The organism is Bradyrhizobium sp. SZCCHNRI3043 (genome assembly GCF_032377735.1).
Taxonomy (GTDB): domain Bacteria; phylum Pseudomonadota; class Alphaproteobacteria; order Rhizobiales; family Xanthobacteraceae; genus Bradyrhizobium.
This window is the reverse complement of sequence record NZ_JAUHID010000020.1, coordinates 19,146-40,945: the sequence shown is the minus strand read 5'-3', so window position 1 is coordinate 40,945 and position 21,800 is coordinate 19,146. Positions and strand designations below refer to the sequence as shown.

Genomic DNA, 21,800 nt, shown 5'->3' with positions numbered 1-21,800 from the left:
TCGAGCAATCCGCGACGAACCAATGTTCGTCCGACGAACTACTCTCTCGGCAACTTCAGCGCACACTCAGGTCGCGCGCTTCTTCGCCTTCGGCTTGGCCGTCTTCGGCGCGGGTCCCGGATCGGGCGCTCGCTCGACCGAGGTCAGGCGGCCAGAGCTGAACGTGTAGACGCCGGCGCGCGCGCCGCGCAGCCAGGTCACCGTGGCCACGCGCTCACCGCCATTGCTCGAGACGTTGACGTTGTCGGGTGCACCGATGCCGCGCACCACGTCGCATTCGGTATGGCCGAGTGCGACGGTGCCGCCGACGGCCGGCGTTGCGGCGGCGGGATCATTCGCCAGCGCGTTCGCGCCCGCAGCACCGGCCGCAGGCGCCATGCCCGGGCATGCGCCTTCGGCGCTCACAAGGTCCTCAGCCGTGACCGGCTTATCCGGCGTCAGCGGCGGCGCGTCGATCGAGATGTTCCTGATGAACAGGCGCTGCGGCCGGTTGAACCACTCGGCGTCCTTGGACAGGAAATCGGGCGTGCTCGAGCATCCGGCGACGACCGGGGCAAGCACAAGGAACGCCAGAGCGCGCGTCAGCTGTTTGTTGTGGTCTCGCACGATGAACCTTGCTGAATTGCAACCTGTGGACACTCTAACGTGTTGTCCCAACATCACTTTGCGGCACGTTCGTGACTTTGCCAACGCTCTGCCGGTAAATCAGCAGTTTATCATGAATCGCGCCGCGCTGCCATCATTGGCGCTTCACGGACTTCCGCATCATTGCCGGCGCTGCCAACGCCCCCGCTCATCCGCCTGCCAGTAGGTGACCTCGAATCCTCGCGATTTGCAATCGGTCCACGCCGATCTCGCAGCCGCGAGCGCGTCCGCATCATCGCCGTTGAATACGAGCACCATGCGCTCGTAGCTGTGCGAGTCCGATGGCAGCGGCGCGTTGTCCACCAGGAAACGGACGTTTGCGCCGTTGGGATTGCTCTCTTCCACCGCGAGCACGATCGGCTGATCGGCCACATCGGCCACCCGCCAGGTGGCATGCGGCAGAAACGAATCGTCGCGATAGGTCCACAGATGCGCATCGAGCGCATCCGCGCGCTCCTCCGACGTCGACTGCACCACGACGCGCCAACCGCGCTCGAGCGACTTCTCGAGCAGCGGCGGCAGCACGCCTTCAATGGTCATGTTCTGCAGATGGTAGAACAGGACTTCTGTCATCGTCCCGCGTCACGCCTTCGCGCCGGACTTGGCTTCAGCTTTGGCGTCGGATTTGGACTCGTACGAATCCCACACCAGCCGGTCGAGCAGCCGGACGCCATAGCCCGATCCCCAGCTCTGGTTGATCTCCGATTTCGGCGCGCCCATCGCGGTGCCGGCGATGTCGAGATGCGCCCACGGCGTATCGTTGACGAAGCGCTGCAGGAATTGCGCAGCAGTGATCGAGCCGCCATGGCGTCCGCCGGTATTCTTCATGTCCGCGAACTGCGAATCGATCAGCTTGTCGTATTCGTGGCCGAGCGGCATGCGCCAGACCTTCTCACCCGTCTCCTGCCCCGCCTTGAACAGCTTGTCGGCGAGATCATCATTGTTGGTGAAGAGGCCGGCATGATCGGTGCCGAGCGCGACCATGATCGCGCCGGTCAAGGTTGCCAGGTCGATCATGAACTTCGGCTTGAACTTGGTCGCGACGTACCAGAGCACGTCGGCGAGCACGAGCCGGCCCTCGGCATCGGTATTGATGATCTCGATGGTCTGGCCGGACATCGAGGTAACGATGTCGCCCGGACGCTGGGCGTTGCCGTCCGGCATGTTCTCGACCAGGCCGATGGCACCGATCACGTTGGCCTTGGCCTTGCGCGCGGCGAGCGCATGCATCAGGCCGACCACGCAGGCCGCGCCGCCCATGTCGCCCTTCATGTCCTCCATCGAGCCGGCCGGCTTGATCGAGATGCCGCCGGTGTCGAAGCACACGCCCTTGCCGATGAAGGCGACCGGCTGCTCGCCGCGCTTGCCGCCATTATAGTGCATCACGACGGTGCGGCTCGGCCGTGCCGAGCCCTGGCCGACGCCGAGCAGCGCGCCCATGCCGAGCTTCTTCATCGCAGGCACGTCGAGGATCTCGACGGTGACGCCGAGCTTGCGCAAGGCGGCGGCGCGCTTGGCGAACTCCTCCGGGTAGAGCACGTTCGGCGGCTCGTTGACGAGATCGCGCGCCAGTATCACCCCGTCAGTGACGTGGGACCGCGGCGCGAACGCCTTCTTGGCCGCCGCGGCATCCGCCACGGCGATCGAGACATTGGCGCTGACGGCGCCCTCTTCGTCCTTCTTCTTGGTCTTGTAGCGATCGAACCGATAGGCCCGCAGCCGGATCCCGGTGGCCAGCGAGCTGACCTGATCCGGCAACAGCGGGCCCGAAGGCAACTCGGCCAGCACCGCGACCGCTTCAGTTCCGGAGTTCAACTTTCCGGCTAAAGTACCGCCGTATTTAAGAAAATCCTTGTCCTTGAGATCCGAGCCCTTGCCGGTGCCAATGACGATCAAGCGCTGAATCTTGATTCCCTCAGGAGCCAGCAGGTCCAGCACCGCGCCGTCCTTGCCCTTGAACCGGGCTGCGGCGGCCGCGCGCTTGATCAGGTCCGAGGCTCCCCCAAGGGCCTTCTCGGTCGCGACTCCGAGTCGCAGGGTGTCATCGCAGAACGCCACCACGATGCCGCGCGGGGCGGTCGACAGCGGGACGAAGCCGACCTTGACGGCGTCGGACATCAAGCAATCCTCCAAATTTCGACGTGATGAGCCGCCACGCCCGGCCGAAAACCTCAAGGACCAGACGCGGATGGCGGCAGTTCGGAACCCAACTTGGCAGCAGTATGACCTGCCCGGGCCGCGGCTGCCAAGCGCCGCGTGGCGGGCCAGTCACAATCATGAAATTTTGACCGTATTTTCGGGGCGCCATGCCACAGCCATTTTGTCGACGGATCAACGAGATGGTAATGATATTCACTGCTCTTGGAACGTCACGGCGACAGCGGCCTTGGGGGACCCGTTTCAAGGGGGGCTGCAGCGCTCGTTCCGGGACTGCTGATTGGGGATCGAGCGCAGACGATGGGGTCCATCGACAGGTACATCTTTCGCACGACGCTGGCGTCGTTCGCGTTGGTCCTGGTCAGCCTCACCGGCGTGATCTGGATTACGCAGGCGCTGCGCGGCATCGACCTGATGACCAGCCAGGGCCAGACGATCCTGACCTTCCTCGGCATCACCGGTCTCGTGATTCCCTCCCTGCTCGGCGTCATCGCGCCAATTGCGCTGATGATCGCGGTCTCGCACACGCTGAACAAACTCGCGACCGATTCGGAGATCATCGTCATGAACGCGGCCGGCATGTCGCCGATCCGGCTGTTCGTGCCGTTCGCCTATGCCACCTGCGCGGTGGCCGTGCTGGTGACAGTGATCGCCGCCTTCTTCGCCCCCGACGGCCTGCGTCGGATCAAGCAGTGGGATGCCGAGATCACCGCCGACGTGCTCGCCAACATCCTGCAGCCCGGGCGGTTCGCGCAGCTCGACCAGAACCTGACCATCCGGATCCGCGAGCGCCAACCCGGCGGCGAGCTGTCCGGCATCCTGATCGACGACCGCCGCGACCCCAAGGAGCGAATCACGATCATCGCCGAGAAGGGCACCGTCGTGAAGAATGCCGACGGCTCGTTCCTGGTGCTCGAGGACGGCAATCTGGAACGCTTCGAGCTCGGCAAGCGCGAGCCGGCGATGGTCGCGTTCGCTCGCTACGCCTTCGACATGTCGAAGTTTTCGAATCAGGGCCGCGACGTCACGCTCGGCATCCGCGAGCGCTATCTCTGGGAGCTGATGGCCCCCGCCGAGAACGATCCGATCTACAAGCAGATCCCGGGACAATTCCGCCAGGAATTGCACGACCGCTTCCTGGCGCCGATCTATCCGTTCGCCTTCGCGGCCCTCACCTTCGCATTCCTGGGCGCGCCGCGGACGACACGCCAGAGCCGCAACTTCTCGTTCGGCAGCGCGATCCTCGCCGTCTTCGGCGTCCGCATGGCGGGCTTCGCCTGCTCGGTCATGACGGTGAAGACGCCGATGGCGGCGCTGGTGCAGTACCTCATGCTGTTCGGCGTGCTCGGCCTCAGCATCTGGATCATCATCGGCGGCGTGGTGGTCGAGCCGCCGGCGCGGCTGATGGAAGCCATCAACCGCTCGAACGCGCGGATCGCGCGGCTGTTCGGAAGGCCGGCCACCGCATGAGCATGGTCACCAACACGCTCGGGCGCTATTTCGCCGGCCGCTTCCTGGTCTCGGCGGTCGGCGTGTTCGCGAGCATCTTCATCCTGCTCGTGCTCGTCGACTACATCGAGATGGTGCGCAAGACCTCCGGGCTCGCCTCCGCTTCGGCGCTGATGGTGGCGGAAACGTCGCTGTTCCGGGTGCCGCAATTGCTCGAGAAGATGATGCCGTTCTGCGTCCTGATCGGCGCCATGACCTGCTATCTCGCGCTGTCGCGCCGGCTCGAACTCGTGGTGGCGCGCGCAGCCGGGGTCTCCGCCTGGCAGTTCATCGCGCCGGCGCTGGCAAGCGCCATCGTGCTCGGGCTGATGGCCACGACCCTCTACAACCCGATGTCGGCCAATCTGCGCGAGCTCTCCAAGCGCATGGAGGCCGAGCTGTTCGGCGCGGCCCCCGGCGGCGGCGTGCAGGATGCGGCCGGCTTCTGGCTCAACCAGATCAACCCGGACGGCTCCGTGATCATCAATGCCGCCCGCAGCGAGCAGCAGGGCGTCCGCCTGACCGGACTGACCCTGTTCCGTTTTGATACGGACAAGCACTTCAAGGAGCGAATCGAAGCCCGCGAGGCGATCCTCGAAGAAGGCCGGTGGGTCTTCCGCTCGGTGCGCCGATTCTCCCTCGATGCGCCCCCTGTCGACGAACCGACGTTCATTCTTCCGACCAGCCTGACGCCGGCGCAGGTCCGAAACAGCTTCTCCACCCCCGAAACTGTGTCGTTTTGGCAACTGCCGACATACATCCGTTCGTCGGAGAGCTCAGGCTTCGCGACCGCGGGGTACCGACTGCAGTATCATAAGCTGATCGCGCAGCCGTTTTTGCTGGCTGCGATGGTCATGCTGGCTGCGTCCGTGTCGCTCAGGTTCTTCCGAATGGGTGGCGTACAGAAAATGGTTTTGAGTGGCGTGGGCGCCGGGTTTCTGCTCTACGTTCTGTCGAAAGTAACTGAAGATTTGAGCAAGGCTGAGTTGATGAATCCGATCGCTGCGGCGTGGTTGCCGGTGTTCGTCGGCGGCCTCACCGGTTTCATGGCTTTGCTCTACCAGGAGGACGGCTAGTGTCGTTCGTTGCCGTCCGTCAGACAGCGCTCGCCGCGCTTCGGCAGCATGCCGTTGCGCGCCGCGGTTGCGTGCGCGTGCGTCGCGCCGGGTCTGGCGTGCTTGGATTCGTTTTGGCCTGCGGGCTCGGCCTGATGGTTGCGGCTGCGACCGGGGTCGTGGCGCCGAGTTCTGCCGCCGCGCAGGGCTTCACCTACAATCCGCGCCCGCCCAAGGCGCCGCCGCCGCGCGTCGCCAACGACAACCAGATGCTGGTGCAGGCGACCGAGGTCGATTACGACTACAACAACTCGCGCGTGTCGGCGGTCGGCAACGTGCAGCTGTTCTACAATGGCACCTCGGTCGAGGCCGACCGGGTGATCTACGACCAGAAGACCAAGCGTCTGCATGCGGAAGGCAACATCCGCATGACCGACGCCGACGGCAAGATCACCTACGCCAACAGCCTCGACCTGTCCGACGATTATCGTGACGGCTTCGTCGATTCGCTGCGCGTCGAGACCGAGGATCAGACGCGGATGGCGGCGACCCGCGCCGACCGCTCCAAGGGGAATTACACCGTCTTCGAGAACGGCGTGTACACCGCCTGCGCGCCTTGCAAGGACGACCCGAAGAAGCCGCCGCTGTGGCAGGTCAAGGGTGCGCGCATCATCCACGACCAGACCGAGAAGATGCTGTATTTCGAGAACGCCCAGCTCGAGTTCTTCGGCGTTCCCCTGGCCTACATCCCCTACTTCTCGACGCCCGATCCGACCGTGAAGCGCAAGAGCGGCTTCCTGATGCCCGGCATCACCCAGACCGGCGGCTACGGCTTCGGCGTCGACATCCCCTATTACTGGGCGATCGCGCCGGATTACGACGCGACCTTCACGCCGCGCATCACCTCCAAGCAGGGCGTGCTGCTGCAGACCGAGTTCCGCCAGCGCCTCAGCAATGGCGGCTATCAGGTGCGCCTGTACGGCATCGATCAGCTCGACCGCAACGCCTTCGCCGGCCAGCCGGGCGATCGCCAGTTCCGCGGCGGCGTCGACACCAAGGGCCAGTTCGCGCTCAACGACAAGTGGGTCTGGGGCTGGGACGGCATCCTGCTGTCCGACTACATGTTCCTGTCGGATTACCGGCTGGCGCAGTACCGCGACCCGTTCAACTCGTTCATGAGCCTGCCGACCGAGGCGATCTCGCAGCTGTATTTGACCGGCGTTGGCAGTCGCAGCTTCTTTGACGTCAGGGCGATCCACTATCTAAGCTTCTCGGGCAACCAGCAGACCGTGCCGGTGGTCTATCCGGTGCTGGATTACTCGAACGTGCTGAACTACCCCGTGTTCGGCGGCGAGTTCAGCTACAAGACCAACTTCGTCAATCTGAGCCGCCAGACGGCGGTGTTCGATCCGATCACGACCACCGCCAACACCGCCGGGCTGTGTACGACGGTGTCTGCCGATCCGCGGGCGCGTCTGCCCAACCAGTGCCTGCTGCGCGCCACGCCCGGCACCTACACCCGCCTGACTGCGCAGGCGGAGTGGCGGCGGTCGTTCACGGATCCCTACGGCCAGATCTGGACGCCGTTCGCGATCCTGCGCGCGGATGCGATCAACGCCAACGTCTCGAACCAGCCGGGCGTGGGCAACTTCCTGCAGACCGGCGACACCCAGGCGCTGCGGCTGATGCCGACGGTCGGCCTCGAATATCGCTACCCGTTCATCAACGTTCAGCCGTGGGGCACGACGACGATCGAGCCGATCGCGCAAGTGATCATCCGGCCGAACGAGACCTACGCCGGCCGGCTGCCGAACGAGGACGCCCAGAGCATGGTGTTCGACGCCAGCAACCTGTTCAGCGTCGACAAGTTCTCCGGCTACGACCGCGTCGAAGGCGGCGGCCGCGCCAATGTCGGCGTCCAGGCGACGACGCAGTTCGACCGCGGCGGCACCATCAACGTGCTGTTCGGCCAGTCCTACCATTTGTTCGGGATGAACTCGTTCGCGGTGCAGGATGCCAACAACACCGCCATCGGCTCCGGCCTGGACAAGAACGTCTCGGACTACGTGGCGCGTGTCGATTACTCGCCGAACCGCACCTACACGTTCAGCATGCGCAGCCGGTTCGACCAGCAGACCCTGAACATCCAGCGCTTCGAGGCGGAAGCCAAGGCGAACTTCGACCGCTGGTCGGTGGCCCTGACCTACGGCAACTATGCCGCCGATCCGGCGCTCGGCTATCTCGACCGGCGTGAGGGCATCCTCGGCAGCGGCTCGGTCAAGGTGGCGCCGAACTGGGTCGTCACGGGTGCAGCGCGCTGGGATCTGGCAGCCAACAAGATCAACCAGTATGTGATCGGCGCCGGCTATGTGGATGATTGTTTCGTGCTGGCCGCCAACTATGTAACGTCGTATAACTATACGGCAGGCACCACTCCCCCCGTTCTGAGCCATGCCTATATGCTCCAGATCGGACTCCGGACGCTGGCCAATTCCTCGTCCACGGGAACCGGGGCTGGGGGCCTTCAGTAGCGCGCGCCAGTCTCCGACGGGCCGCTCCGTGGGGTTCGAAAGTCCCTCGTCGGGAGCCGTGGCGCGGTTTCCAGTTGGATCAATAGCGACAGCGAAGCTTGGTCATGACGATCGCGTTCTCTCCTCGCCTTCGGGCCCTGGCCATCTGCACTCTTGCCGCACTCGTCTGCGGCATCGGAACGATGTCAGCTTGCGCCCAGAGCATCGTCGTCATGGTCAATGGCGATCCCATCACCGACTATGACATCGAGCAGCGCACCAAGCTGAACTTCCTGAGCACTCGCAAGCATCAGTCCCGCCAGGAGATCATCGACGAGCTGATCGACGACAAGGTGAAGATCAAGGAGGGCAAGAAGTACGGCGTCGAGCCGACTGCCTCCGACGTCGACCAGTCGTTTGCCGGCATGGGCTCTCGCATGCGGCTCAACCCGGAACAGTTGACCAAATCGCTGGAGAGCCAGGGCGTGCGGCCGGAGACGCTGAAGGCCCGCATCAAGGCCGAGATCGTCTGGAGCAGCCTGGTGCGCGGCCGCTACAAGGAGCGGCTGCTCGTCTCCGACAAGGACGTCGCCGCGGCTGTCGCCGCCGCCGGCGGCGACGGCGATCAGCAGGGCCAAGCGTTCGAGTACAAGATGCAGCCGATCGTGTTGATCGTGTCGAACTCCTCGAACCAGGGCTTGATGGAAGCACGTCACAAGGAGGCGGAGGCGCTGCGCTCACGGGTGCAGACCTGCGCCGAAGCCAACAACATCTTCAAGACGACGGCGAACGCGGTCATCAAGGAGATCGTCGTCAAGACGTCCGCCGACATTCCGCCGAATCTGCGCAAGCTGCTCGACGACACGCCGATCGGCCACCTGACTCCGCCGGAAGCGACACGGCAGGGCATTCAGATGGTGGCGCTCTGCTCGCGGACTCCGACCACGATCGACACGCCGAAGAAGCGCGAGATCAAGGAGCAGATGTACACCAAGAAATACGAGGCCACCTCCAAGGCCTATCTGCAGGAAGTCCGCAAGGCGGCGATGATCGAATATCGCTGATGACGAAGCCGCTCGCGCTGACCCTGGGGGAACCGGCAGGCATCGGCCCCGACATCACCCTGCAGGCGTGGCTGCGCCGCACCGAGCTCGGACTCCCCGCCTTCTACGTGCGCGGCGATCCGGCCTTCCTGGCTCAGCGCGCCAAGCTGCTCGACCTCCCCGTCACTGTGGACGAGGTTCGTCCCGAACATGCGGCGCAGGCGTTTGCGACCGCGCTGCCCGTGGTCTCCACCGGGCACGCCGTGACGGCCCTGCCGGGCCGCCCGGACATGACGAGTGCCGAGGCGGCCATCGGCTCGATCCGGGAGGCCGTGGCCGACGTGAGGGCCGGACGCGCCAGCGCCGTCGTGACCAACCCGATCGCCAAGGCCGTCCTCTACCGCGCCGGCTTCTCGCATCCCGGCCATACCGAATTTCTCGCCGAGCTCGCCGCCGATGGTGGAGCCACGCCACAGCCGGTCATGATGCTGTGGTCGCCTGTTCTCGCCGTGGTGCCGGTGACGATCCACGTCGCGTTGCGCGATGCGATCGAACAGCTGACGAGCCCGCTGATCACGTCGACGACGCGAATCGTCGCGGCGAGCCTGCGTCGCTATTTCGGCGTGGCGCGGCCCCGCATCGCCATGTCGGGACTCAATCCGCATGCGGGCGAGGACGGCACGCTCGGCGGCGAGGAGGACACGATCATCGCGCCGGCGATCGCGACGTTGCGCAACGCCGGGCTCGACGTGAAGGGACCGCTGCCGGCAGACACGATGTTTCATGAAGCTGCGCGCAAGACCTATGACTGCGCCATCTGCATGTACCACGATCAGGCACTGATCCCGATCAAGACTCTGGCGTTCGACGAGGGCGTCAACGTGACGCTCGGCCTGCCCTTCATCCGCACCTCGCCCGACCACGGCACGGCCTTCGACATTGCCGGCAAGGGCACCGCCAATCCGGCGAGCCTGATCGCGGCGCTCGAGCTCGCGGCGCGCATGGCCAGCCAGTCGTCATGAGCGCGATCGACGACCTCCCGCCGCTGCGCGAGGTCATTCGCGAACATCAGCTGTCGGCGCGCAAGGCGCTCGGTCAGAACTTCCTGCTAGATCTCAATCTCACGGCCCGCATCGCGCGGGCCGCAGGTCCCCTGGAGGACGCCACCGTGGTGGAGATCGGCCCGGGACCGGGAGGCCTGACGCGGGCCCTGCTCGCGCTCGGCGCCCGCCACGTGATCGCGGTCGAGCACGACGAGCGCGCGATCCCGGCGCTGCAGGCGATCGCCGACCGTTACCCCGGCCGGCTCGAAATCGTCTGCACCGACGCCCGCACCTTCGACGTCCGGCCCTACCTCGGCAGCACCAAGGCGAAGATCGTTGCCAACCTGCCCTACAACATCGCCACGCATCTCTTGATCGGCTGGCTTTCCGTAGAGCCGTGGCCGCCCTGGTACGACATGATGGTGCTGATGTTTCAGCGCGAGGTCGCCGAGCGGATCGTCGCGCGCGAGAACGAGGACGCCTATGGCCGGCTCGGCGTGCTCGCCAACTGGCGCTGCGAGACCAAGATCCTGTTCGACATCTCGCCGTCGGCCTTCGTGCCGCCGCCGAAGGTCACCTCGTCGGTGGTGCGGCTGGTGCCGCGCCCTTCGCCCGAACCATGCGACCGCCGCGCGCTCGAGCAGGTCGCGGCCGCCGCCTTCGGCCAGCGCCGCAAGATGCTGCGGCAGAGCCTGAAGTCGCTGCCGGCGGATCCCGCGCGGCTCGCGGCCGCCGCAGGCGTCGATCCCACCCGCCGCGCCGAGACCATCCCGGTGTCCGGCTTTGTTGCCATGGCCCGCGAATTGACCAATAGTCGCAACGAGAACAAGTCCTAATCAACAAGCATTTCAGGGAGTTTCATCATGGCGTTGATGCGCCGTCAGTCGCTCGTCAAGTTCGACGCACCGCTGTGCGAGACGATCGTCGAGACGCCGAAGCCGCAAGGCCGGGAAGTTCTGGTTCGCATCGAGCGCTGCGGCCTGTGCCACTCCGACCTGCATATCCAGGACGGCTATGCCGATCTCGGCAATGGCAAGCGCCTCGACACCACGCGCGGCATGACCCTGCCCTTCACGCTCGGACACGAGATTGCCGGAGTCGTCGACGAGGTCGGACCCGACGTGCCGAAGGAGCTGATCGGCGCGCGCCGCGCAGTGTTTCCGTGGATCGGCTGCGGCCAATGCCGCGACTGCGTCAATGGCGACGAGAATTTGTGCGCCAAGCAGCGCTTCCTCGGCGTCTCGATCGACGGCGGCTTCGCCACGCACGTGCTGGTGCCCGACGCGAAATATCTGCTGGAGTATGATCCGCTTCCGGTCAATCAGGCCGCGACGCTGATGTGCTCCGGCGTGACTGCCTATGGCGCGCTAAAGCGCCTCGTCGACCGCCCGCGCCAGCGCAATCTGCTGCTGATCGGGCTCGGCGGCGTCGGCATGATGGGCCTGTCGTTCGCGCAGGCGATGTTCAAGCAACCGATCTCGGTGGCCGACCTCTCGGCGGCCGCGCGCGAGACCGCGCTGAAGAATGGCGCCGCGACGGCCTACGATCCGGCCGAGCCGGATGTGATCAAGCGCATCCTCAAGGAGACCGAGGGCGGCTTCGACGAGGTCGTCGATTTCGCCGGCAACGAGAAGTCGATGGCCTTTGCGGTGTCCGTCGTCGCACGCGGCGGCAAGATCGTCGTCTCCGGACTGATGGGCGGCCAGTTCACCCTGCCGATGGTTCAATGGGTGTACAAGCGCATGACCATCGAGGGCTTCATGGTCGGCACGCTGACTGAGGCGCACGAGTTGATGGCGCTCGCGCGCGCCGGCAAGATCAAGCCGCCGCCGATGCGCGAGGAGCCGATGGCTGACGTACAGAAGTGGATCGATGCGCTGCGCTCCGGCCATGTGGTCGGACGTGTGGTGCTGACGAACTGATCCGTCGCCTGTTGCGACATCGGACGCGGCGGCGGTGCTGCACCGCTGCCGCTGCTGCCAATCATTTGTCCACAAACGCAGAGGTTGTCGGTGTGACGCCCTTGACCCCTGAGGGTGAAAAACTAGGTCCATCTTCACCGATGTGACCGATTTGGCGCGATAGCGCGGCCAAAATCGCGGCGCGATGCAAACCCTCTTGTGGGAAAAAAGCCGCACTCGGACACGAAAGGATCGAGACAGAATTAATCCGGAATTGCGGCTCATTGCCACCCAACTTGTCTCCGAGAACGCGCCGTTGCGTAAGCGTATCCGGAGTCTTCAATGGCAAGCCGAACGGCAGGAGTTGCATTTGCCATTGCTGCCGGAATCGCTGGCACCGTCGTGCTCGTGCTGCCGCGCGTCGTCTTGGCGGCGGAGGAATGTCTGACCGAGCCGACGGGAGAGAAGTCCGACGCGCAACGCTGGTACTATCGTTTCGATCGTGGCACCAATCGGCGTTGCTGGTATCTGAAAGACGCCAACGGCAACCCCCGTGACGCCGCGGCACCGATACGGGCGACGCAGCAGCCGGCTCCCTGGGACTTCGCCCAGCCCGCTCCACCCAAACTGACGCCAAGACGCACCGATGGCCCGGTCGTTCGCACCAGCGACGCCCTCGCAGAAGCGCCGCAGCCGCGGCTGCGTACCGATCTCGCCGTGCGAGGCACGCCGAAGCCGCAGACCCTCGCCACACGGACGACGCTGACGGCGTCGGACGCCAGCCTGCCGCGCAGCCTCGATAGCTCGCCCTGGCCCTCTGCCCCGCCGCAACAGGCTGACCCGATTGCGGCCGATGCGCCGCCGCCGGCAATGGCCGACGACGGCAATGTGGAGCCGGACGCGAATGCGGCGCCGGCTGCCGACGGGCCGATCATCGCACCCAAGCCGAGCAAGCCCGAAGCGCCCATCCACGTGCTCATGCTCGTGGTGATCGGCGCACTCGCGATTTCAGGACTGCTGGCGAGCGCGCTCTATCGGCTCAGCCGGATGGGACGGCGACAACGTCGCAACGGCAGCTGGCACGCGGACACAGTACGGATGCGCCGTGGTCGCATCAAACCACGGTCCAAGGCGCCGCAGGGCGGGATGCGTGCGAACCGCGGCAGCATGCCGGCGGCACCATCCCATCCAGGCGGCAGCCGCGGCTCTCAGCCGGCTTCGGCGCTCGACCTCGCCAGCGCGCGGCTGTCCGCTTCAACGGACCAGATCGACCCCCGTGCACAGCGACCGGCGCCGTCTCCCCAGCATCAGGATCACCCGGCCGTGGCCGCTCGCCGACGCGACCGGGACGCGGCTGCGGAGATGCAACGGTCGCAGTCCACCGACGCAGTGTGGCAGGCGGTCGATGAGCTGGTGGATCGCGCAGCGGTGCGCCGGGCTGAGCCTTCCGGGGCACAGGCGGCTGCGGCCAACGTGCAGCCATCGCCGGCTGCCGCAATTGCTCCATCGCCTGCTGCTCCGGCGCAAGCACAACTGACGGCTGCCCAGATGGCCGCGGCGCAGGCCGCTGCCACCAAGATTGCAGCAGCCCAGGCGAGCGCCGCTGCCGCAGCCGCCTCGCAACGCTCGCCGACCTATGCGGCGCCGACCGCACCCGCCGAGCCCTGGCCGGCTGCGCAGCGAGTTGAACCTGCGAATCCCATCCGCGTCCAGGCGGCCGCACCGATGCCGCCACCCGCACCGCCACCGACGCAGGCTGGCACGAGCGCCGCCCCACCCGCCCCTGTCGACGTCAGCGAAATCGTGTCGGCGCTGCGCAAGGCCCGCAGCAGCGAAGCCGCGTCCCCCTCTGCCGGCGCCCCGATCGACGCCGCCAAGGTGATTGCCGCGTTGCTGGTATCGCGCGCGGCCAAGCGGCGTACCACGCAACCCGGCGAGGCTGGCGATGCTCCGGCTGCAGCGGTCCTCGCTGAGACGGCTCCGCCAGCGCGTGAGGACGCGGCCCCCCAGACCACGCCGGCGTCGCAACATCTGACGGATCGTCTGCGTGGCGGCCAGCCGGCCGCTCAGCCCGTTCCCGCGATGCCCGATCAACCCACGCGCGCGCCGTCGACAGCACCAGCCGATCCAGCGGCCGCACTGATCGAGACGCTTCGCGCGCATGCGGCACGACAACCGGCCGCTCAGCCTGACGATGACATCGCCGTGGCCGGACCCGCGATGATGTCGGAGGCCCCTGCCGCCGAAGACGATGAGTTCGACGATCCCGCGGCGGCGCTGATCAACCTTCTGCAGTCGCGCTTTTCATTGCCCGAAGACGAGCTGGAGGCACAGCCGCAGCAGGAGGAGCACGAGGAGTTCTCCGTCGAGGCTCAGCAGAACGTCGCGCACATGCATGATGATCCCGCGGCCCGACTGATGAGTCTCCTGGAATCGCGGTCGTCGATCCCCGCCGCGCTCCCCATCGACAGACCGCAGGCGCAGCGGCCGCAGCAGCAGCGCCCCCTGTTCGTGCCGACGCCGTTCGAGGACCCGGCGACCCCGCCGCTCGACTTCATTCCGCGGCCGCCGGCGCTGCGGCCGCGGCCGCGCAACATTCAGCAGGATGAGTCGCTCGACGGCATCCAGGACATCCTGGCGCGCCTCGGCCGACGGGCGTGACAGGCGCCTCAGCTTTCGAGCTGGCGCTGCAACTCGCGGACGAAGGTCGTCAATCCGGTCCGGCGCTCGCGCTTCAGGCGCTCTGCCTTGAGGATCGACTGCACCTCGGCAAACGCATCGTCGACGTTGCGGTTGATGACGATGTAGTCGTACTCCGCCCAGTGGCTCATCTCGTGACTGGCGCGGCTCATGCGCCCGCGTATGACCTCATCGGAGTCCTGCGCACGCGTATGCAGCCGCTTCTCGAGATCGGCGGCGGACGGCGGCAGGATGAACACGCTGACGACGTCCTGCCGCGCCTTCTCGCGCAGTTGCTGCGTGCCCTGCCAGTCGATGTCGAACAGCACATCCTGGCCGCCGGAGAGCGCCGCTTCGACCGGCGCGCGTGGCGTGCCATAGCGGTTGTCGAACACGGTGGCCCATTCGAGCAGCTCGTTGCGCTTGGCCATGTCCTCGAAGCGCGCCCGGTCGACGAAGTGATAGTCGCGGCCGTCAATCTCACCGGGGCGCATCGGACGCGTCGTCGCCGATACCGACATCCGCAGGCCCGGCATGCGCTCGATCAGCAGGCGCGACAGCGTCGTCTTGCCCGCCCCCGAAGGCGATGACAGCACGAACATCAGGCCGCGCCGCTCGACCCCATCGAAGCTTCCGTCGTGAGCCACCATGGATCACTCCAGATTCTGAACCTGTTCGCGGAACTGCTCGACCACGGTCTTCATCTCGAGGCCGATGTTCGTCAGCTCGATGTCGTTCGACTTCGAGCAGGTGGTGTTGACCTCGCGATGGAATTCCTGGGCGAGGAAGTCGAGCCGGCGGCCGACAGGCCCGCCCTTGCCGAGCATCTCGCGCGCCTGCGCGATGTGCGAGGCAATGCGATCGAGCTCCTCGCGCACGTCGGCCTTGGCCGCGATCAGCAGCGCCTCCTGCGCCAGGCGATCGGGATCGAAACGATCGGAGGTCTCGAGCAGGGCTGCCACCTGCTCGGCCAGCCGCGCCTTGATCGCCTCGGGCTTGCGGCCCGGCGATGCCTCCGCCTTTTTCGCCAGCGCCTCGATCTCGTCGACGCGCTGATTGAGGATTTGTCCGAGTGTGTCGCCCTCGCGCCGGCGCATCTCGACGAGATGCTTCAGCGCGGTCTCGAACGCCGCGATCGCCGCCTCCTTGGCGGCCTTGTCCTCGGCCTCGTCACTCTCCGGCTCCGCCACCTCGATCACGCCCTTGATCGACAACAACCCATCGATGCTCGGTGCGACCGCGTCGATCCGGCCCGCAAGCGAGCTCGCCATCTTCACCACCGCAGCCAACACGTCCTCGTTGATTCGCACCGTCGACCCGGTCTCGGTGCGCTTGACCGTGAGATTCGCATAGACGGTGCCGCGCGACAGGACTTCCGTTGCGCGCTTCTTGGCGAAGGCCTCGACCTCGTCCCAGCCCTGCGGCAACCGCACCCGGATGTCCAATCCCTTGGCGTTGACCGACTTCAACTCCCACTCGAACGAGTAGGGACCGCTTGCTCCGTGGCTACGGGCAAAGCCGGTCATGCTCGACAGCGCCATTTCGTCCATGTCTCCGGCACATTGGGAACGAGGACAGACTCAGCCCCCGCCAAAAGTGCGCGAACCTTACGGCCTTTTGGGCAAATGTTAAGCCCGGTTCTGCGCGGCCGACATGCGTGGGAAATTATTGCTGAACGACCGGCGGGCTCGGCTGCGCCGCCCCCTGACGGGCGCCATTGCCAGGTGCGGCCCCCGGTGCAACTCCGCCGGTGGCGCGGTTGGCCGGCGGCTTCTTTGCCGCTGCGGGAGTCCGTGGGGCCGCCGCTCCGGCCGCCGGATCGGCCGCGCCGCCCACGACGGCAGGCGGCGCCTCGTCGGGCTCGACGGTGTCGTTCTGGGTCTGCCGCTCCATCGCCCTGAGCTTGGCGACGTTCTTCTGGTGCAGGTCGTAGGTTTCAGTGAACGCATGGCCGCCGGTGCCGTCGGCGACGAAATAGAGATCGCGCGTGCGCGCCGGATTGGCCGTCGCCTCCAGCGAGGCGCGGCCGGGGTTGGAGATCGGTCCCGGCGGCAGGCCCTCGATCACGTAGGTGTTGTAGGGCGACGGTTGGGTGATCTCGCTGCGCTTGATCGGACGGCCCAGCGTGCCCTTGCCGCCAACCAGACCATAGATGATGGTCGGATCGGACTGCAGCTTGATCCTCTGCTTCAGCCGGTTGACGAATACGGCGGCCACCCGGCTGCGCTCGTCGGGCTTGCCGGTCTCCTTTTCGACGATCGAAGCCAGCGTCACCAGCTGCTCCGGCGTCCTGACCGGCAGATCCGGACTACGCCGTTCCCAGATCTCGGCCAACACCCGCTTCTGCGCCTGCTGCATGCGTTGCACGACCTGATCGCGGCTGGTGCCGCGCGGGAACTTGTAGGTCTCCGGCAACAACGTGCCTTCGCGCGGAATCTCGCGGACGCTGCCGGTGAAGATCTCGTTTTCGGACAGGCGGGCCACGATCTGCTCTGACGTCAGGCCCTCGGGCACGGTCACCGAATGCTGCACGACCTTGCCTTCGACGATGACGCCGATCACGTCGCGCAACGATGCATTCTTCTGGAACGCATACTCGCCCGGCTTGAGGTCGGAACTGGCCTTCAGGGCATAGACCCCACCAATGAAGATCCACGGATTGACGTCGATCACGCCTTCACGCGCGAGCACGTCGGCAATATCGCGTTTGCCCGCGCGCTGCGGGATATTGACGATCTTGTCCTCCTGCAGCGGTCCTGCCGCTTCGAGGATCTGCCGTCCATAATAGTAGGCCGCGCCCACGCCGAGCATGGCCAGGATGAGCAAGGTGATGATCGCATTGCCGACCACCACGAACGGATTGCGGGCGCGGTCGGAGCGGCGCGGCGGCGGCGGCACGCGTTCCGGCTCCAGCGCTGCGCGCGGGCTGCGGGGTGAGATGGGCGGCCGTTCACTCATCGATGCAACCTTCAGTCCTGTCGCTCTCGTCGTGGCCGTGCGCTCCCCAACGCAAGCGACCTGAAGTCCACGCCCAATTTAACGATTCGTCATGTCGTCATCGAATACGGCGAAAAGGTGTTTTCGCCGGGCCTCACCGCCATGCGCATCCACTTACCGCATCGGCGCCGAAGGCCGACCTGCGAAGGACACGCGAAGTCTTGGGTTCTAGTGTGGCTGCAGTCGGATATCCACGTGACCAAGCGACAATCGGCCCGAGCGGCATCCGTCCTTCCGCACTAGTTCGCCACGCGCCGCAAAACCACCGACGCGTTGGTGCCGCCGAAACCAAACGAGTTCGACAGCGCCACGTTGATCTCGCGTTTGCGAGGCGCATGCGGCACGAGGTCGATCGCGGTCTCCACCGACGGGTTCTCCAGGTTGATCGTCGGCGGAGCGATGTTATCCCGAATCGCGAGAATGCTGAAGATCGCTTCGACGGCGCCCGCAGCTCCCAGGAGATGACCGATCGACGATTTGGTCGAGGACATCGAGATCTTCGACGCGGAATTGCCGAGCAGACGCTCGACGGCGCCGAGCTCGATCTCGTCGCCGACCTGCGTCGAGGTGCCGTGGGCGTTGATGTAGTCGAGATCGGCTGCCGTGATGCCGGCACGCTTCAAGGCGGCACTCATGCTGCGAAAGCCGCCGTCGCCGTCCGGAGATGGCGAGGTGATGTGATAGGCATCTCCGGACAGTCCGTAGCCGGAGACTTCGGCGTAGATCCGCGCGCCGCGTGCCTTGGCGTGCTCATACTCCTCGAGCACGACCACACCGGCGCCCTCGCCCATCACGAAGCCGTCGCGGTCCTTGTCGTAAGGGCGCGATGCCCGCTCGGGCGTCTCGTTGAATCCGGTCGACAGCGTGCGCGCCGCGCAGAACCCGGCCATGCCGATTCGGCAAATCGGCGATTCGGTGCCGCCGGCGACCATGACATCGGCATCGCCGAGCGCGATCAGGCGGCTGGCGTCGCCGATCGCATGCGCGCCGGTCGAGCAGGCGGTGACTACCGAATGATTGGGGCCCTTGAGCCCGTGCTCGATCGAGACATAGCCCGAGGCGAGGTTGATCAGACGTCCGGGAATGAAGAAGGGCGACACTTTGCGCGGACCACGCTCCTTCAGGAGGATCGCAGTGTCGGCAATGCCCGAGAGGCCACCGATGCCGGACCCGATCAACGTGCCGGTGGCGCAGCGGTCCTCTTCCGTTGCCGGATGCCAGTTGGCGTCATCGAGCGCCTGACGCGCCGCAGCCATCGCGAAAATGATGAAATCGTCGACCTTGCGCTGGTCCTTCGGCTCCATCCACTGGTCGGCATTGAAGGTGCCGTCGGAGCCATCGCCGCGCGGCACCTGACAGGCCACCTTGGCGGGAAGATCGGAGACATCGAACGACTCGATCAAGCGCGCACCGCTCTTGCCCTGAAGGATGCGCTGCCAGGTCGTTTCCACACCACAGCCAAGCGGCGAAACCATGCCAAGGCCAGTGACGACAACCCGCCTCATGTTCGTTTCTCCAGACCCGACCTTGAGCGCTTGTGGATCGGCTGACTGCCGTCGCCGCACCTCGGGTCAATTGTTCGAGTAACACGTTCTGGCCAGGCAGCGCGTCCGAATCGTCCGTCGCCGGCCGCCAGATGACGGCTCATCGCGACGCCGCCAACAGCAAGAAACCGGTCGACCGCACAAGACGGATCGGCCGGTTTCGCGCAACTTCGCTAGAGCGTCAGCTCTTGGCGTTCTTCTCGAGGAACTTGGTGGCGTCGCCGACAGTCAGGATCGTCTCCGCGGCGTCGTCCGGAATCTCGCAACCGAACTCTTCCTCGAAGGCCATGACGAGCTCGACCGTGTCGAGGCTGTCAGCACCGAGGTCGTCAATGAAGCTCGCGTTGTCGACCACTTTCTCGGGCTCGACACCAAGGTGTTCGACCACGATCTTCTTAACCCGCTCGCCAATCTCACTCATCGTTCAACCTCGTGCTTGTTCCTTTAAGACCCGACCCCCGGATGATCCGCATCACCCCGGCCGCTAAACTTCCTTCGCGATCGCGCAAAACCAGATTTGCCCCGCAGCGCCCCTTTACCGAAATTTGGCGGACGACTTGCGGTCCGAAAACTTCGGAAACGGGGCCACTCACAAACTCCAATCCACACTCTCCATGAGGCCGGTACGCCTCCGATCCAGAGCGCTCAAACAGAAACCCGGATCAGCAGCACCAGTCGACGGAGGCCCGGCGAACGATGGTAGCTCGCCCCGCCAATATACAGGGTTTGGAAATCCTGCAATGGCGTTCTTCGTGCCCCCATCAGCCGCCCGGTTACCATACACGCGAATCATTGACCACACGGCCCGGTATGGTGGTCGCGACGTCTTTTCGCCGCATTCCGAGCCGCGGCAGAGCCTAGATCATGGCCATGCCGCCATTGACGTGGATGGTCTGGCCCGTGACATAGGCCGCCTCGTTTGAGGCGAGGTACACCGCAGCTGCAGCAATGTCCTCGGGCGTGCCCAACCGCGCCGCCGGCACCTTGGCGAGGATCGACTCGCGCTGCTTCTCGTTCAACGCGTCGGTCATCGGTGTCTTGATGAAGCCCGGGGCGATGCAGTTGGCGGTCACGCCGCGCTTGGCATATTCGGCACCGAGCGTCTTGATCATGCCGATGATGCCGGCCTTGGACGCCGTGTAATTGCCCTGCCCCGGATTGCCGGTGACGCCGACGATCGAGGTGATCGCGATGATGCGGCCGAAGCGCTTGCGCATCATCAGCTTGGTGGCGGCACGCGAGAGGCGGAATGTCGCGGTCAGGTTGACCTTGATCACTTCGTCCCAATCCTCGTCGCGCAGCTGCACGAACAGGTTGTCGCGGGTGATGCCGGCGTTGGCGACGAGAATGTCGACCTGCCCCATGGCCTGTTCGGCGGCCGGCACCAGCGCCTCGACCTCGGCCGTATCCGACAGATTGCAAGGCAGCACGTGCACGCGGCTGCCCAGCTCGCCCGCGAGGGTCTCGAGCACCTCGCGCCGGGTGCCGGAAACGGCCACGGTCGCTCCCTGGGCATGCAATGCCTTGGCGATCGCATTGCCGATGCCGCCGGTCGCGCCGGTGACCAGCGCGGTCCTGCCACTCAGATCGAACATCAAACTCTCCTCAATGCCGCTGCACGCGGCCCTTTACGACGTTTTGGCCGCGGCCAAGGCATCCTTGGCGGCCGCGATGTCCGCCGGCCCGCCGACGGCGACACCGACCGCACCGTCCGCGATCCGCTTGACCAGGCCGCTCAGCACCTTGCCGGCGCCGATTTCGAAAAACCGCGTCACGCCCTGGCTCGCCATGTAGGCGATCGATTCGCGCCAGCGCACCGTACCCGTGACCTGCTCGACCAGGCGACGGCGAATCTCGTCGGGATCACTGATCGGCGCCGCGAGCACGTTCGAGACCAGCGGCGCGGCCGGCGCCTTGATGGTGACCCTGGACAGCGCCTCCGCCATGACGTCCGCCGCCGGCTGCATGAGCTTGCAATGGAACGGCGCGGAGACCGGCAGCAGCATGGCGCGCTTGGCGCCCTTGCCGCGCGCGATCTCGACCGCGCGGTCGACGGCGGCCTTGTTGCCGGACACCACCACCTGCCCTCCGCCATTGTCGTTGGCAGCCTGGCAGACCTCGCCCTGGGCCGCCTCTTCGGCGACCGCCACGGCGGCCTCGTAATCCATCCCGAGCAGCGCGGCCATGGCGCCGACGCCCACCGGAACGGCCTTCTGCATGGCGAGACCGCGCGTCCGCAGCAGGCGGGCGGTGTCGGCGATGGTCAGGCTGCCGGCAGCCGCGAGTGCCGAATATTCGCCGAGGGAGTGGCCGGCGACGAAGGCCGCATCACGCCCGACCGAGAACCCCGCCTCGGCCTCCAGCACCCGCAAGGTTGCCATCGAAACCGCCATCAGGGCGGGCTGGGCGTTCTCGGTCAATTGCAGGGTTTCGGCCGGGCCTTCCCAGATGAGGGCGGTCAGATTCTCGCCGAGGGCGGCGTCGACCTCCTCGAACACGGAGCGGGCGACCGGGAAGGCGTCCGCGAGCGCCTTGCCCATGCCGACGGCCTGCGACCCCTGCCCCGGAAAAGTGAATGCTGCCGTCATGGCCGCCCCCTGAACGTTCCAAAATCCCTGGAATTGAGTAGCTTTGGCCGGAAAGACACTGGCAAAGGCCGGGATGTCAAGCGCGTGACGGGCGCAATTCGACCACTTTCCCTTGCCTTGGCGCCGAAAATCGGTATAAGGCCCGCCATC

Annotated in this window: 18 protein-coding genes; 8 read left to right on the top strand and 10 right to left on the bottom strand. The window is 65.8% G+C overall.

What is annotated here, in order from left to right; genetic code table 11:
* Nucleotides 1–66: 66 nt before the first annotated feature.
* The 3 genes from QX124_RS27420 to QX124_RS27410 all read right to left on the bottom strand — a co-directional run bounded on the left by QX124_RS27420 (nt 67) and on the right by QX124_RS27410 (nt 2,763).
* Nucleotides 67–561 carry a hypothetical protein gene (locus QX124_RS27420; protein ID WP_315798836.1) on the bottom strand — a complete coding sequence of 165 codons (495 nt, stop codon included), beginning with the start codon at nt 559–561 and terminating at the stop codon, nt 67–69.
* A gap of 204 nt (nt 562–765) precedes the next feature.
* Nucleotides 766–1,218, bottom strand: coding sequence for a DNA polymerase III subunit chi (locus QX124_RS27415; protein WP_315739413.1), 453 nt, complete (start codon nt 1,216–1,218; stop codon nt 766–768).
* A gap of 9 nt (nt 1,219–1,227) precedes the next feature.
* Nucleotides 1,228–2,763 carry a leucyl aminopeptidase gene (locus QX124_RS27410; RefSeq protein ID WP_315798807.1) on the bottom strand — a complete coding sequence of 512 codons (1,536 nt, stop codon included), beginning with the start codon at nt 2,761–2,763 and terminating at the stop codon, nt 1,228–1,230.
* Nucleotides 2,764–3,102: 339 nt separating this feature from the next.
* Between QX124_RS27410 and lptF the strand changes: the two genes are divergently transcribed.
* From lptF to QX124_RS27370, 8 genes are all read left to right on the top strand, one after another.
* Nucleotides 3,103–4,272: an LPS export ABC transporter permease LptF gene (gene lptF, locus QX124_RS27405; RefSeq protein ID WP_315749956.1), complete on the top strand. Its 1,170-nt coding sequence runs from the start codon at nt 3,103–3,105 to the stop codon at nt 4,270–4,272.
* Nucleotides 4,269–5,366: an LPS export ABC transporter permease LptG gene (gene lptG / locus QX124_RS27400; protein WP_315798806.1), complete on the top strand. Its 1,098-nt coding sequence runs from the start codon at nt 4,269–4,271 to the stop codon at nt 5,364–5,366. The genes lptF and lptG overlap by 4 nt, the downstream gene beginning before the upstream one ends.
* Nucleotides 5,366–7,876, top strand: a complete 2,511-nt coding sequence (locus QX124_RS27395; RefSeq protein ID WP_315798805.1) for an LPS-assembly protein LptD — start codon at nt 5,366–5,368, stop codon at nt 7,874–7,876. The genes lptG and QX124_RS27395 overlap by 1 nt, the downstream gene beginning before the upstream one ends.
* A 104-nt stretch (nt 7,877–7,980) precedes the next feature.
* Nucleotides 7,981–8,919 carry a SurA N-terminal domain-containing protein gene (locus QX124_RS27390; RefSeq protein ID WP_315798804.1) on the top strand — a complete coding sequence of 313 codons (939 nt, stop codon included), beginning with the start codon at nt 7,981–7,983 and terminating at the stop codon, nt 8,917–8,919.
* Nucleotides 8,919–9,920 (top strand): 4-hydroxythreonine-4-phosphate dehydrogenase PdxA, encoded by a 1,002-nt coding sequence (pdxA, locus tag QX124_RS27385; protein ID WP_315798803.1) that lies wholly within the window; start codon nt 8,919–8,921, stop codon nt 9,918–9,920. Before QX124_RS27390 ends, pdxA begins: the two co-directional genes overlap by 1 nt.
* A complete protein-coding gene (gene rsmA, locus QX124_RS27380; protein ID WP_315798802.1) occupies nt 9,917–10,777 on the top strand; it encodes a 16S rRNA (adenine(1518)-N(6)/adenine(1519)-N(6))-dimethyltransferase RsmA in 861 nt (286 codons plus the stop codon). The genes pdxA and rsmA overlap by 4 nt, the downstream gene beginning before the upstream one ends.
* Nucleotides 10,778–10,804: 27 nt before the next feature.
* The gene (locus QX124_RS27375) at nt 10,805–11,863 is read left to right on the top strand and encodes an alcohol dehydrogenase (RefSeq protein ID WP_315798801.1); all 1,059 of its coding nucleotides are present in this window, start codon (nt 10,805–10,807) and stop codon (nt 11,861–11,863) included.
* Between the two features lie 381 nt (nt 11,864–12,244).
* The gene (locus tag QX124_RS27370) at nt 12,245–14,503 is read left to right on the top strand and encodes a hypothetical protein (RefSeq protein ID WP_315798800.1); all 2,259 of its coding nucleotides are present in this window, start codon (nt 12,245–12,247) and stop codon (nt 14,501–14,503) included.
* Between the two features lie 8 nt (nt 14,504–14,511).
* On the opposite strand, the gene gmk is transcribed toward QX124_RS27370, so the two are convergent.
* The 7 genes from gmk to fabD all read right to left on the bottom strand — a co-directional run bounded on the left by gmk (nt 14,512) and on the right by fabD (nt 21,650).
* Nucleotides 14,512–15,171 (bottom strand): guanylate kinase, encoded by a 660-nt coding sequence (gene gmk, locus QX124_RS27365; protein ID WP_315755742.1) that lies wholly within the window; start codon nt 15,169–15,171, stop codon nt 14,512–14,514.
* Between the two features lie 3 nt (nt 15,172–15,174).
* A complete protein-coding gene (locus QX124_RS27360; RefSeq protein ID WP_315755823.1) occupies nt 15,175–16,062 on the bottom strand; it encodes a YicC/YloC family endoribonuclease in 888 nt (295 codons plus the stop codon).
* Nucleotides 16,063–16,186: 124 nt separating this feature from the next.
* Nucleotides 16,187–17,479 carry an endolytic transglycosylase MltG gene (gene mltG / locus QX124_RS27355; protein WP_315739401.1) on the bottom strand — a complete coding sequence of 431 codons (1,293 nt, stop codon included), beginning with the start codon at nt 17,477–17,479 and terminating at the stop codon, nt 16,187–16,189.
* Nucleotides 17,480–17,757: 278 nt separating this feature from the next.
* Nucleotides 17,758–19,023, bottom strand: a complete 1,266-nt coding sequence (gene fabF, locus QX124_RS27350; protein WP_315739400.1) for a beta-ketoacyl-ACP synthase II — start codon at nt 19,021–19,023, stop codon at nt 17,758–17,760.
* Between the two features lie 220 nt (nt 19,024–19,243).
* On the bottom strand, nt 19,244–19,483 hold the full coding sequence (locus QX124_RS27345; protein WP_006610957.1) for an acyl carrier protein: 240 nt from the start codon (nt 19,481–19,483) through the stop codon (nt 19,244–19,246).
* A gap of 436 nt (nt 19,484–19,919) precedes the next feature.
* Complete coding sequence (gene fabG, locus QX124_RS27340; RefSeq protein ID WP_315739398.1) at nt 19,920–20,657, bottom strand: 3-oxoacyl-[acyl-carrier-protein] reductase; 738 nt, start codon at nt 20,655–20,657, stop codon at nt 19,920–19,922.
* Between the two features lie 33 nt (nt 20,658–20,690).
* Nucleotides 20,691–21,650, bottom strand: coding sequence for an ACP S-malonyltransferase (gene fabD, locus QX124_RS27335; RefSeq protein ID WP_315798799.1), 960 nt, complete (start codon nt 21,648–21,650; stop codon nt 20,691–20,693).
* Between the last annotated feature and the right edge of the window lie 150 nt (nt 21,651–21,800).